This is a genomic window from Citrobacter sp. C348, from assembly GCF_047467975.1.
Taxonomy (GTDB): Bacteria; Pseudomonadota; Gammaproteobacteria; order Enterobacterales; family Enterobacteriaceae; genus Citrobacter; species Citrobacter gillenii.
This window is the reverse complement of the sequence record NZ_JASJUJ010000001.1, coordinates 720,482-733,632: the sequence shown is the minus strand read 5'-3', so window position 1 is coordinate 733,632 and position 13,151 is coordinate 720,482. Positions and strand designations below refer to the sequence as shown.

Genomic DNA, 13,151 nt, shown 5'->3' with positions numbered 1-13,151 from the left:
TTTATTTTTGCAGTCAATCGACCAGTTGTAGCTGCGGCTGTGATTGTGATGGGACGTTCTGGACACGGATATCCATCTGCGGATAGGGCAAGTCGATATGGTTGGCATCCATCGCTTCTTTGATGTTTTCCAGTAGATCGTAATACGTGTTCCAGTATTCGCCGTTACGCACCCAAACGCGAACGTAGAAGTTAAGCGATGAGGCGGCAAGTTCGCCCAGACGCACGGTTACGCCGCGACTCTGATCAACGCGTTTATCCTGCTCGATGATATGAGTAATGACGCGTTTCACTTCTGCAATCCGACTCTGATAGCCAACGCCAATCACCAGGTCGATACGACGAAACGGGTGGCGAGAGTAGTTAATAATATTGTCCGAGATGATTTTACCGTTAGGGATCACCACCTCTTTGCTATCAGCGGTGAGTAGGGTAGTTGAGAAAAGATGCACTTTTTCGACTGTCCCGGTGACTGCACCAATTTGTACGATCTCGCCGGCGCGAAATGGACGCAGGGAGACCAGCAGCACGCCAGCCGCAAAGTTGGACCGCCAGACCGACGGCCAGCCCGGCGGCACCGATGATGGCAATAATGGATGACGTTTCAATGCCGATGCGGCCCAGAGCCGCAACGACAAAAAATGCGAGGATGATGTAGCGGACTAACGCAGTGAAGAACTGGATAATGGTGATATCAACTTTACGCTTTAACAGCAGTTTCTCCAGTCCGCGAGAAAGCAACCGTGAGACGAACTTACCGATAAACAGTAAAATCACGGCGGCAACAATGTTCCAGCCAAATTGAATTACTGCATCGCTGTGCCCAGTGATCCACTCAAGCCCGCTTCGTATTTTCGGAAATAATGTAAAACCCTGCATCGTATTACCCTGTTGAATGTATAAAAATAAAAGGCTTATATAAATATTCAATTACATTTGATATATAAATGTGCACGCCAGTTATATTAATTAACACTATTGGTTAGTGGCATTTGAGCTGTATTTGCGTTTATTATTTCCAATAAACAGAAACATAGAAAAGCAGCGTGAATAGTGTGGTGATAAGGAGCGAAAAGATAGTGTAATTGTGCGGAAATCAAAATTGATTGGCTGGGGTGACGTGTGGCGTTATAAAAATAGTGACAGGAGGGAACACAAATCCCTTACCGGATGGTTAACTGTCAGACGATTAGCCATCCGGTAAGGAATCTTGAAGCGCAGAGCTTTACAGCGGTCTTTAAGCGATTAATGTTTATCGATTTGAACAGGGGAAGTCTGTTGCGACAGGCTGCTCTGTTGGGATTCTTTCTTGTCCTGATGGTGGTGCCACGCACCGATAGCAGAGTAGACGAAGCGTCCAAAGAAGAAGAGGAAGCTGATAAGCAGTACGATCCGGATCATGCGACTGTTAAATCGGTGTCGTTTTCGTAGGCTGGTAACCTGGCTCACAAAGGGTTCCTTAAAGTGTGCCCAACAATGGGCGATGCTTACATTAAGGCACACTGTGAGGGAATGGTCAATTCATCATTATGTAAAAATGCATCAGTTGTTTTATCTTCTTATGTTATGAAAGATAATTTTATTATTTGCATTAATAATGAATTAACGATAACAAAAGAGGAAAAGGGTAATAAATGATTAATGGGTCCTGTTTTTCTTGATATATGTCAAACGCCCTACTCAGGTGATAACTAAAATTGATGAGTCATTATGATGTGTTGTACATCATTGTTTTAAAGTCAGGTGGGATACCTGTCTGAATACCCCTTCAGGATGTGAGGGACTCTACTGAGCATCTATGAAAATCAATAAAAAGTATATTGTTATTAGAGACCAATGGTGGGCACTACCTCTCATCTTACCCTCCCTGCTGTTGCCTTTACTGAGTTGTGTGAACACCTACGCGCATATTAGTACGGGGAACGTCGTTCTTTTTTATCTACCTTTAGCGCTGATGATTAGCCTGATGCTCTTTTTTGGCTGGGCCGCATTACCGGGAATTATCATTGCGATCGGCTGGTATAAACTCCCCCAGGTTGGCGTGTTTGAAACAGTGTCAATCATTGCACACTTTGTCGTAACGATTGTTCTGAGTTGGGGTGGATATCGGGTGTTTGCCCCCCGACGGAACAATGTGGCTCACGGTGACTCGCATCTGATGTTTCAACGTATATTTTGGCAGGTTTTCTGTCCGGCAACGCTGTTCCTGGTACTCTTTCAGTTTGCCGCGTTTGTTGGCGTGTATGCGAGCAAATCAGGGATGATGGGCGTCATGCCTTTCAATACCGGCACGTTGATCAATTATCAGGCCTTACTGACGGGAAACCTTGTGGGTATTCCGCTATGTTATTTCATCATTCGGGCAATACGGAACCCTTTTCACCTGCGCGGCTATTTTTCTCAGTTAAAACAGCAGTTTGATAATAAAGTCTCGAAGACGGAGTTTGCAGCGTGGTTGATAGTATTGACGACGTTGATGACGCTGTTGTGTATGCCGTTAAATGAAAATAGCTCGATATTCAGTACGAATTATACCTTATCCCTGTTATTGCCCGTCATGCTGTGGGGGGCGATGCGTTACGGTTATCGACTTATTTCACTGATGTGGGCGGTCATACTCATTACGGGAATACATCATTATCAGAGCTACATGCCCTGGTACTCAGGTTACGATACGCAGCTGGCGATCACCTCGTCGAGCTATCTTGTTTTCTCCTTTATCGTAAATTACATCGCCGTGCTGGCAACGCGTCAGAGAGCCGTTACCCGACGTACATATCGTCTGGCGTATTTTGATCCTATGGTACATCTTCCAAATCTGCGCGCGTTGAACCGGGAGCTGAAGAAGTCGCCCTGGTCCGTGCTCTGTTTCTTGCGGATCCCTGGCATGGAACCGTTGGTCAAAAATTATGGGATCATGCTACGTATCCAGTACAAGCAAAGAATCGCTCACTGGATAGCGCCCTTTCTGGAACAGGATGAGTACGTCTTTCAGTTATCGGGTAATGACCTTGTCCTGCGGTTTAACACCGAGTCCCACCAGCAGCGCATTGAGGCATTGGATCAGCACATCAAGCAATTCCGCTTTGTCTGGGATGGTATGCCTTTACAGCCACAGGTTGGGATCAGTTATTGCTATGTTCGCTCTCCGGTTAATCATATCTACCTGTTATTGGGCGAACTTAGCACCATTGCCGAACTTTCCCTTGCAACCAATACGCCTGAAAATTTGCAACGTCGTGGCGCCATGCACCTGCAGCGGGACCTGAAAAATAAAGTGGCGATGATGAATCGGCTACAGCAGGCGTTGGAGTACAATCGCTTTTTCCTGATGGCACAGCCCATTTATGGTGTGCGTGGCGATGTGTACCATGAAATCCTGCTGCGTCTGAAAGGGGATGACGATGAAATCGTTACGCCGGATTGTTTCTTACCCGTCGCGCATGAGTTCGGTTTGTCCTCCAGCATCGATCTGTGGGTCATCGAGAATACGTTGAAATTTATGGCTCAGAATCGGGAGAGAATGCCAGCCCGTCGCTTTGCTATTAATTTATCGCCTACCTCGGTGTGTCGCGCCCGACTGCCGACCGACATCGCGCAATTGCTGGCGAAATATAAGATTGAAGCCTGGCAACTGGTCTTCGAGGTAACGGAAAGCAATGCCTTAACCAATGCCGAGCAAGCGCAGGCAACGCTGCTGCAATTGCAGTTACTTGGCTGTCAGATAGCGATTGATGATTTTGGCACCGGCTATGCCAGCTATGCGCGACTGAAAAATGTGAGCGCCGATATCCTGAAAATTGACGGCAGCTTTATTCGCAATATTGTTTCGAATAGCCTCGACTACCAAATTGTGGCATCGATTTGTCACCTGGCGCGAATGAAAAAAATGATGGTGGTGGCGGAGTATGTTGAAAGCGAAGAGATACGCAGCGCGGTGGTTTCTTTAGGAATTGATTATATGCAGGGCTATTTGATCGGTAAACCGCAGCCGCTGCATGAGATTTTGCAAGAACAGGTGCCAGAAATTCTGGCACCTGTAGAAGCGTTATGCGGCGATATCAGGTGAGCGTTCTTCTTCAATTTTAAGCCGCCAGCCCGTTACGGCTTCCCAGTATTGCTGCTCTTTTTCCAGATCGAGCAAAACCAGCGCGTTCTGGCTGAACCAGTCATGCGGGAAGCGCAATGTCCAGTGGTTCTCGTCGGTGATAAGCGTCAGAGTCGGCGGCGTAGTTGTCGCCTGGCGCTGGTTGTTCAACAAGACACCCAGACGTAACAGCTGGATAAGCGGCAGGAACTGCTTCTTCTTAAACAACGCAAAGCGCGGCAGGTCGTCGAGCTTAACCGCTTTGCGATGGTAGCGAACCAATGTCGCCATCATCAACTGCTGTTCCTGGTTAAAACCTGGTAGGTCACTGTTTTGCAGAATGTAAGCCGAGTGGCGGTGCAGGCCACTGTGGTTGATGTTCAATCCCACCTCATGCAGCATGGCGGCCCATCTGAGTAATGCTTCCAGCTGCGGGTTCGCCAGCTTAGGCTGCTGCGCATGCCACTGCTCATACATTTGCATAGTGGTTTCCAGCACGCGGCGCGCCTGTTCGCTGTCGATGTTGTACTGGTTTGCCAGGCTGCTGGCGGTACGGCTGCGTACGTCCTGATGGCGGAAGCGACCTTCCATTTCATACAGTACGCCTTCCCGAAGCGCACCATCAGAAAGGCGCAGCTCACGTATTGCCAGCGCATCAAAAACACCGTACAGGATAGCCAGTCCGGGAACAAAAACCGCTTTCCGCTCCTCGGACAGCCCCGGCATGCTGAGCGCGGCAAAAGAGGAGTGCTTCAGGACTTCGCTGGTCAACATCTCCAGGCGTTCAGGGGTAATAAAACCGTCTTTTTCACCCATCTCCAGCAGCACCTCGTGCGCCGCTTTAATGGTGCCTGAGGCACCCAGCGCCACGTTCCAACCCTGAATTCGAAACTGCCAGGTTAAGGTTTCCAGTTTTTGCGCTGCCGCCATGCGGGCGCGCTGGAAGTTTTCCCGAGTGATAATGCCGCCTGGGAAATACATCTGGGCAAAGCTGACGCAGCCCATCCGACGGCTCTCGACCAGTTTAGGCTCGAAATCTTCACCGATCACCAGTTCGGTAGAACCTCCGCCGATGTCGATCACCAGCTTACGGCCTTTCTCCGGCTGCGTATGTTCCACGCCCATAAAAATCAGTCGGGCTTCTTCGTTACCGGAAATAATTTCGATCGGGTAGGGGATGACCTTTTCTGCGCGCTTGAGAAAATCAGGGGCATTTAGCGCCTGACGCAGCGTATGGGTCCCCACAATACAGACGCTTGATGGGGGAAAGCCCTGCAGTCGTTCCGCGAACAATGACAAACAGCTTAATCCACGCTCCATGGCTTCTTCGCTCAGCTTATTGTCTTCGCCGAGGCCATCCGCCAGATGTACGCGTTGTTTTAGTCGCCCTATAATTTGCATCGCTCCGTCAACTACGCGGGCAATAACCATATGGAAACTGTTTGAACCCAGGTCGACCGCAGCAAATTCCTGCGGTCGTGGTGACTTGTCGTGTATTGGCATAGCGTTTATCCGTCATACTTCAAGTTGTGTATGTGTTGGCTGCATTCGTTCACCCCAGTCACTTACTGGCGTAAGTTCCCGGGGATTCTCTCATTTGCCGCCTTCCCACAACTTGAATTATTTAGGCTAGTGTCAGGTTGCTCGAGTGATTTGATGTAGTCATAAATTGCCAACTGCGACTGAACCTTACGGCGGTTTCCACGTGGCACGTAGCGATTACTCAGTTCTTTATCAATGTAACGGGCTTTTACCGTATCGCTGAACAGGATCTCGATAATATCCAGCACGCGCTGCTTGAGGTGTGGATCCAGCAGCGGTGTGGCGACTTCGATACGATAATCGATGTTTCTTGTCATCCAGTCCGCCGAGGACAGGTATACCTGTTTATCGCCGCCATTCTCGAAGATATAGACCCGGTCATGTTCAAGATAGCGGTCAACGATGCTAATCACGCGAATATTATCACTGATGCCTTCCAGATTCGGGATCAGGGAGCACATTCCGCGGATCAGCAAATTAACCGGTACGCCCGAGCAGGACGCCGCATACAGGCGGTCAACGAGGCCCTTATCGACCAGGTTGTTCAGTTTTAGCGTAATGCCGGAAGAATGCCCCTGCTGTGCATTGGCAATCTCTTTGTCGATCATCGCGTACAGCAGACGTCGTGAGTTCTGCGGGGAAACCAACAGATAATCGAAGGTCACCGGACGATACGGGTTTTCGATAAAGTTGAACACCCGACGCACTTCGTTGGTAATACGCGAATCGGCGGTAAGCAAAGAGTAGTCAGTATACAGTCGCGCCGTTTTTTCGTTGAAGTTCCCGGTCCCGATATGGGCGTAGCGCACCACCTCGTCGCCTTCTTTACGCGAGATAAGGAACAGCTTGGCGTGAATTTTCAGACCCGGTGCGGAGAAGATGACGTGCACGCCGGCTTCGGTCAGACGCTTGGCCCAATGAATGTTGGCTTCTTCATCAAAGCGTGCCTGTAACTCGACGACCACGGTCACTTTTTTACTGTTGTGGGCCGCATGGATCATTGCGTCGATGATGCGGGAGTCTTTTGCCACGCGGTAGATATTGATCTTTATAGCCAGCACGCTCGGGTCAAACGAGGCCTGGCGCAGCAGTTCAAGGACGTGCTCAAAAGTATGATACGGATAATAGAGCAGCACATCACGCTCGCGGATCGCATCAAATCCGTTACGGAACTTCTCGTTATCAAACCAGATATGGCGCAGGCGAGGCAGCGGCTTGTTCACCAGATTAGCTTTGCCAACGTTGGGGAAATTAATAAAGTCTTTAAAGTTATGGTAACGCCCGCCGGGGACGATCGAATCGTAGCGAGAGATCGTCAGTTTTTCACGCAGCACTTCGACCAGCGCATTGGGCATATCTCGCTGATAGACAAAGCGCACAGGCTCTGCGGTCAGACGCTGCTTCAGGCTGGACGACATCAGCTCCATCAGGCTGGATTCCATCTCGTGCACCAAATCGTATTCGGCGTCGCGGGTCATTTTCATCGAATAGGCGTTCAGCGTATCGTAATCAAAGAACCCTTTGAAAATGTCATCCAGGCAATAGCGCAGAATGTTGTCTAGCAAAATCATCGGCTTGCGGCGGCGCGGTGTTTCCGGTGGCAGATTCACAAAGCGGGGAACCTTGTCGGACGGAATTTCCAGCAACGCATAGCGAATGGTATCGCCGCGAATGATCTCTACGGCCAGATAGGTATAGTCGTCCTTCAGAAACTGGACTAAATCTGTCTCGCGGTTAATCAGGATCGGCGTAATGTGCTGGCGCAGATATTGCTTGAAGTAATGACGCAACCAGCTCTGCTGATTGGCTGACAGTTGGCGCTCATTGATTAAGAATATCTGATTGCGCGCCATCTCCAGCAGTAATTCATTGTACAGGCCATCGAACTCCTGATCGGCTTTCAGTACGCGGGCCTGGATTTTGCCTAACAGATGGCGGGAGTGAGAGTTAGAACCCTGCTCTTCGCTAATAATGATGCGGCGTTTTAGTTCGGCAAAACGAACTTTATAAAACTCGTCGAGGTTATTGGAATAGATGCCCAGAAAACGCATCCGTTCAATCAACGGGTTTGACTTATCAGCAGCTTCCTGCAGGACGCGTTCGTTGAACGCTAACCAACTAAGCTCTTTCTCTATGTATAGCTTTTCCTGACCCATTAATACTTTTACTCCGTTTCATTCACGGGACACTACGTGATCATTATGGCGAGCACGACTGGCATGTGCCAGAAAAAATGAGGGGAATTGCAGGATGTAGGCCGGATAAGACGCTTTAGCGTCACCATCCGGCATAAAAGCCCACATGAGTGCCGGATGGAGGTGTGAATGCCTTATCCGACCTACGAGGCAGGGAGGCTATTTTATGCTTCGTCGGCCGCGTAGCCTTGTGGTGGAAGGCGAATGCCGTCCAGCCAGGCTGCGTTATCGCGCATTTGCAGACGACCATCGACAAACCAACTGACCACCAGCGGATAGATGGCATGTTCCTGGGCCTGAACGCGCGCCGTCACGTCATCTTCGCTGTCGCCGTCAAACACCGGCACTTTCGCCTGCAGAATAACCGGCCCACCGTCCAGTTCGTCAGTGACAAAATGAACGGAGGTTCCGTGTTCTTCATCACCGTTTTCCAGCACCTGACGATGTGTATGCAGGCCGGGATATTTGGGCAACAGAGAAGGGTGGATATTCAGCAAACGTTCGGCATAGTGGGCGACAAACGCCGGGCTGAGGATACGCATATACCCGGCCAGTACCACGACGTCCGGCGCATAGGCATCGATCTCTTGTATTAGCTGGCGATCAAAGGCTTCACGGCTGGCAAACTGGCTTGCCTCCAGCGAATGTGCCGGAATGCCTGCTTCGCGTGCACGTTCAAGGCCGAACGCGTCGGCCTTATTACTGAATACTGCACGTAGGGTGCCCTTGATTTTTTTCTGTTTGCAGGCGTCAATGATCGCCTGCAAATTGCTTCCGTTACCGGAAATGAGCACCACTATGTTTTTCATTCAATGACCACACGCTGTTCGGAATCAGACGCTTTGATGATACCGATTCTCCACGCGTTTTCACCTTTTTCATTCAGCAGCGCAAGAGCATTGTCCACTTCAGCTTCTGGCAGAGCGATAATCATGCCTACGCCGCAGTTGAAGGTGCGATACATCTCGTGCTGACTGACGTTACCCGCTGTTTGCAGCCAGTTAAAGACGGCTGGCCATTGCCAGGAGGATTCATCGATTACGGCCTGGGTGTTGTCAGGCAAGACGCGAGGGATATTTTCCCAGAAGCCACCGCCGGTCAGGTGGGCAATTGCGTGCACGTCAACCTGCTCAATCAGTTCCAGAATGGATTTCACATAAATGCGGGTAGGTGCCAGCAGATGATCGGCCAGTGATTTGCCTTCCAGTTCGGTCGTTTCCGGGTCGCAACCGCTGACTTCGACAATTTTACGCACCAGGGAATAACCGTTGGAATGCGGGCCGCTGGAGCCAAGTGCAATCAGCACATCGCCATCAGCCACTTTTGAGCCGTCGATGATTTCTGATTTCTCAACCACGCCTACGCAGAAACCGGCCACATCGTAATCTTCACCGTGGTACATCCCCGGCATTTCAGCGGTTTCACCGCCGACCAGCGCACAGCCAGACTGCAGGCAACCTTCGGCAATACCGGCGATCACGCTGGCAGCGGTATCGACGTCCAGCTTACCCGTGGCATAGTAGTCGAGGAAAAACAGCGGTTCAGCGCCCTGCACCACGAGGTCGTTGACGCACATCGCCACCAGGTCAATACCGATGGTGTCGTGGCGCTTCAGATCCATCGCCAGACGCAGTTTTGTACCTACGCCGTCAGTGCCGGAAACCAGTACCGGTTCACGATATTTTTGCGGCAATGCGCACAGCGCACCGAAGCCACCCAAACCACCCATTACTTCCGGGCGACGGGTTTTCTTTACTACGCCTTTGATTCGATCGACCAGAGCATTCCCTGCGTCAATATCAACACCGGCATCTTTGTAGCTAAGAGAGGTTTTATCGGTCACTGCCTGGTTCCCCACGTGTTTACTTGCAGTAAAAGTTAAATTCGGCGCAATTCTAACAGGGAAAGCAAACGTTTGCGAGTCTGCTCTGCATCGGCTTTTTTCTGCCGTTTTTTTCAGCGATTTACATTCACATACGTCTTTATTTGACCTGAGCCACGAAAATGAAACCGGGTTCAGCCTGGTGCTTGAAACCGGATGACGTAATGCACAGTATCTTACTGAAACCGGTTTCTGTTTTTATCAGCAGTGATGAAATTAACGGTGACCACACGTCAAAAGGAAGGGTCATTAATGAATATCGCAGCATTCGATATTGGTGGTACGGCATTAAAAATGGGCGTGATTAGCGAACAGGGCGAATTGCGGGAAAAGGGCAAGCTGTCAGTGCCTGACTGCGATGGAGACAAAATTTTGCAGGGCATGCTGGACTGGGTTGCAGCCCATCCTGACTGCGAGGGCATCGCCATTAGCGCACCGGGTTATGTCAATCCGACTACCGGCTATATCGAAATGGGCGGAGCGATTCGCCAGTTTGACCATTTTGCACTCAAAGCATGGCTGGAAGAGCGTGCCGGCCTGCCGGTGACGGTTGAAAATGATGCGAACTGTGTCGCGCTTGCTGAGCGTTGGCAGGGGAAAGTAGCCGGTATCGAAAATTTCCTTGTTCTGACCATTGGGACGGGGATCGGCGGGGCGATTTTCTGCAACAACCAACTGGTGCATGGCGCGCGTTTTCGTGCTGGTGAATTTGGTTATATGCAAACAGCCCGACCCGGAACACGTGATGTCAGACGCTATTCGATGAATGAAAATTGCACCCTGCGCGTTTTACGTCATCGCTATGCGGAACATATCGGGAGCGCACTGGAAGACGTCTCGGGCGAAGATGTTTTTGATCGCTACGACGACGGTGACCCTGTCTGCCAGCGTTTAGTCACTGAGTTTTTTAACGACCTCGGCACGGGTCTTTATAACCTCGTTAATGTGTTCGATCCGCAGGTGATATTAATCGGTGGCGGCATTGTTGAACGCCCTGGATTCCTGTCGCTGTTGCGTCATCATTTGGCCTGGTTCGGTATTGCGCAATATATCGATATCGTCAGCCACGGCAACGACGCCGGGTTGTACGGTGCCGTTTACCATTTCAATCAGCAAAACAGAACGGTATAGGAGCTAACATGTCTGGATTTAAAGCAAATTTCATGTGGGGTGGCGCGGTTGCTGCTCACCAACTGGAAGGTGGCTGGCAGGAAGGGGGAAAGGGGATTAGCGTTGCTGATGTGATGACGGCGGGGGCGCATGGCGTCGCTCGCGAAATTACCGATGGCGTGCTGGCAGGAAAAAATTACCCCAACCACGAGGCTATTGATTTTTATCATCGCTACAAAGACGACATTAAGCTGTTTGCCGAAATGGGGTTCACCTGCTTTCGTACGTCCATTGCCTGGACCCGTATTTTCCCGCAGGGCGATGAAACGCAGCCAAATGAAGCCGGGCTGCAATTCTATGATGAACTGTTCGATGAATGCCTGACATACGGTATCGAACCGGTGGTTACGCTGTCGCATTTTGAGATGCCGTACCATCTGGTGAAGGAATATGGCGGCTGGCGTAATCGTAAGTTGATTGATTTCTTTGTCCGTTTTGCCGAGGTGGTCTTCACCCGCTTCCAGCATAAAGTGAAGTACTGGATGACGTTCAATGAGATCAATAACCAGGCTAATTTCCACGAAGATTTTGCACCGTTTACCAACTCCGGCTTGAAGTACCAGCCAGGCGAAGACCGTGAGCCGGTAATGTATCAGGCTGCACACTACGAACTGGTGGCGAGTGCACTGGCGGTAAAAGCGGCGCGTGAGATTAATCCCACGCTGCAAATTGGCTGCATGATTGCCATGTGCCCGATTTACCCGCTGACCTGTGCGCCTGACGATATAATGATGGCGATGAACGCCATGCATCGCCGTTACTGGTTTACCGATGTCCATGTGCGTGGCAATTATCCGCAGCATATTCTCAACTACTTTGAACGTCGGGGATTTGAGCTGGATATTACCGAGGAGGACCGTCAGGCGCTGACTCAGGGCTGTGTTGACTATATTGGTTTCAGTTATTACATGTCCTTTGCTACGCAGGCTTCAGCGGAGAATCCGCAACTGGATTATGACGAAACGAAAAGCCTGGTCTCCAACCCCTATGTGCAAAAATCGGACTGGGGCTGGCAGATTGATCCGGTCGGCCTGCGCTACTCGCTAAACTGGTTCTGGGATCATTATCAACTCCCGCTGTTTATCGTAGAAAACGGATTTGGTGCCATCGATATGCTGGAAAGCGATGGGACGGTGAACGATCAGTACCGCATTGACTACCTGGCGGCCCACATCAGTGAGATGAAAAAAGCCGTGGTGGAAGATGGCGTCGATTTAATGGGCTATACGCCGTGGGGGTGTATTGATTTAGTGTCCGCTGGTACGGGCGAAATGAAAAAACGCTATGGTTTTATCTACGTCGATAAAAATAATGACGGTAGTGGGACATTAGCACGCTCGCCTAAGAAATCTTTTTCATGGTATCAGCACGTCATTCAGACCAATGCTGAATTTTTATAGAATTCAATGGATTGATGCTCGGCCCCGCCCAGCGCGCGGGGCGTGTCTTATACTCATTTTCCAGACGTAAATGACTTTGGTTGATCCATATCAAGCGTATGCAGTGTTGCGCCAGAGAGGAAAAGCGGTATAATCCGGCGATTTTTTTTGTGGTTGCCACTCGTCTGAGGAAAGGAGAAGAGTATGAAGATCGTGGAAGTCAAACACCCACTCGTCAAACACAAGCTGGGATTGATGCGTGAAAACGACATCAGCACTAAACGCTTTCGTGAACTCGCCTCGGAAGTTGGCAGCCTGCTGACTTATGAAGCAACCGCTGGTCTGGAAACCGAAAAGGTGACCATTGAAGGCTGGAACGGTCCGGTTGAAGTCGACCAAATCAAAGGTAAAAAAATCACCGTTGTGCCAATCCTGCGTGCGGGCCTGGGCATGATGGAAGGCGTACTGGAAAACGTTCCGAGCGCGCGTATCAGCGTGGTGGGCATGTACCGTAACGAAGAGACGCTGGAGCCGGTACCGTACTTCCAGAAACTGGTGTCTAACATTGACGAGCGCATGGCGCTGATCGTTGACCCGATGCTGGCCACCGGCGGTTCCGTTATCGCGACTATTGACCTGCTGAAAAACGCGGGCTGTAGCAGCATTAAAGTGCTGGTGCTGGTTGCTGCGCCAGAAGGCATCGCTGCGCTGGAAAAAGCGCACCCGGATGTTGAGCTGTATACTGCATCAATCGACCAGGGGCTGAACGAGCACGGATACATTATTCCGGGACTCGGCGATGCCGGCGATAAGATTTTTGGTACCAAGTAAATGAATAAATAAAAAGAAGCCGACTTTAAGAGTCGGCTTTTTTTTGAATAAAACAACCCAATCGCA

8 protein-coding genes and 2 pseudogenes are annotated in these 13,151 nt (G+C 50.3%); 4 read left to right on the top strand and 6 right to left on the bottom strand.

Annotated elements, in window-relative coordinates:
- Positions 1-13: 13 nt before the first annotated feature.
- Both QNN86_RS03520 and QNN86_RS03515 read right to left on the bottom strand, forming a co-directional pair.
- A pseudogene (locus tag QNN86_RS03520) lies at positions 14-878 on the bottom strand (mechanosensitive ion channel domain-containing protein).
- 366 nt (positions 879-1,244) lie between these two features.
- Entirely contained in the window at positions 1,245-1,448 is a 204-nt protein-coding gene (locus QNN86_RS03515; RefSeq protein ID WP_096756183.1) for a YfgG family protein, read from the bottom strand.
- A 349-nt stretch (positions 1,449-1,797) separates the two neighbouring features.
- On the opposite strand from QNN86_RS03515, the gene QNN86_RS03510 reads away from it, so the two are divergent.
- Positions 1,798-4,068: a sensor domain-containing phosphodiesterase gene (locus QNN86_RS03510; RefSeq protein ID WP_182269364.1), complete on the top strand. Its 2,271-nt coding sequence runs from the start codon at positions 1,798-1,800 to the stop codon at positions 4,066-4,068.
- Here the strand turns inward: QNN86_RS03510 and ppx are convergent.
- From ppx to purM, 4 genes and pseudogenes are all read right to left on the bottom strand, one after another.
- Positions 4,048-5,589, bottom strand: a complete 1,542-nt coding sequence (gene ppx, locus QNN86_RS03505; RefSeq protein WP_181617580.1) for an exopolyphosphatase — start codon at positions 5,587-5,589, stop codon at positions 4,048-4,050. The two genes, QNN86_RS03510 and ppx, sit on opposite strands and share 21 nt — an antisense overlap.
- 131 nt (positions 5,590-5,720) lie before the next feature.
- Positions 5,721-7,784, bottom strand: a pseudogene (gene ppk1, locus QNN86_RS03500) (polyphosphate kinase 1); the annotation flags it as partial.
- A gap of 203 nt (positions 7,785-7,987) precedes the next feature.
- Complete coding sequence (gene purN, locus QNN86_RS03495; RefSeq protein ID WP_181617579.1) at positions 7,988-8,632, bottom strand: phosphoribosylglycinamide formyltransferase; 645 nt, start codon at positions 8,630-8,632, stop codon at positions 7,988-7,990.
- Complete coding sequence (gene purM / locus QNN86_RS03490; RefSeq protein WP_182269365.1) at positions 8,629-9,666, bottom strand: phosphoribosylformylglycinamidine cyclo-ligase; 1,038 nt, start codon at positions 9,664-9,666, stop codon at positions 8,629-8,631. The genes purN and purM overlap by 4 nt, the downstream gene beginning before the upstream one ends.
- Before the next feature lie 291 nt (positions 9,667-9,957).
- Here purM and bglK point away from each other — a divergent pair, with 291 nt between their 5' ends.
- The 3 genes from bglK (at position 9,958) to upp (ending at position 13,085) form a co-directional block, all read left to right on the top strand.
- Entirely contained in the window at positions 9,958-10,836 is an 879-nt protein-coding gene (gene bglK / locus QNN86_RS03485; protein WP_414210631.1) for a beta-glucoside kinase BglK, read from the top strand.
- A gap of 8 nt (positions 10,837-10,844) precedes the next feature.
- Positions 10,845-12,275 carry a 6-phospho-beta-glucosidase gene (locus QNN86_RS03480; protein WP_414210630.1) on the top strand — a complete coding sequence of 477 codons (1,431 nt, stop codon included), beginning with the start codon at positions 10,845-10,847 and terminating at the stop codon, positions 12,273-12,275.
- A gap of 183 nt (positions 12,276-12,458) precedes the next feature.
- Complete coding sequence (gene upp / locus QNN86_RS03475) at positions 12,459-13,085, top strand: uracil phosphoribosyltransferase (protein WP_096756189.1); 627 nt, start codon at positions 12,459-12,461, stop codon at positions 13,083-13,085.
- Positions 13,086-13,151 lie beyond the last annotated feature (66 nt).

Bases quoted from the DNA above. Each gene is read 5' to 3' on its own strand.
- QNN86_RS03510 (WP_182269364.1), top strand. From the start codon at position 1,798: ATGAAAATCAATAAAAAGTATATTGTTATTAGAGACCAATGGTGGGCA.
- ppx (WP_181617580.1), bottom strand. From the start codon at position 5,589: ATGCCAATACACGACAAGTCACCACGACCGCAGGAATTTGCTGCGGTC.
- purN (WP_181617579.1), bottom strand. From the start codon at position 8,632: ATGAAAAACATAGTGGTGCTCATTTCCGGTAACGGAAGCAATTTGCAG.
- bglK (WP_414210631.1), top strand. From the start codon at position 9,958: ATGAATATCGCAGCATTCGATATTGGTGGTACGGCATTAAAAATGGGC.
- QNN86_RS03480 (WP_414210630.1), top strand. From the start codon at position 10,845: ATGTCTGGATTTAAAGCAAATTTCATGTGGGGTGGCGCGGTTGCTGCT.
- upp (WP_096756189.1), top strand. From the start codon at position 12,459: ATGAAGATCGTGGAAGTCAAACACCCACTCGTCAAACACAAGCTGGGA.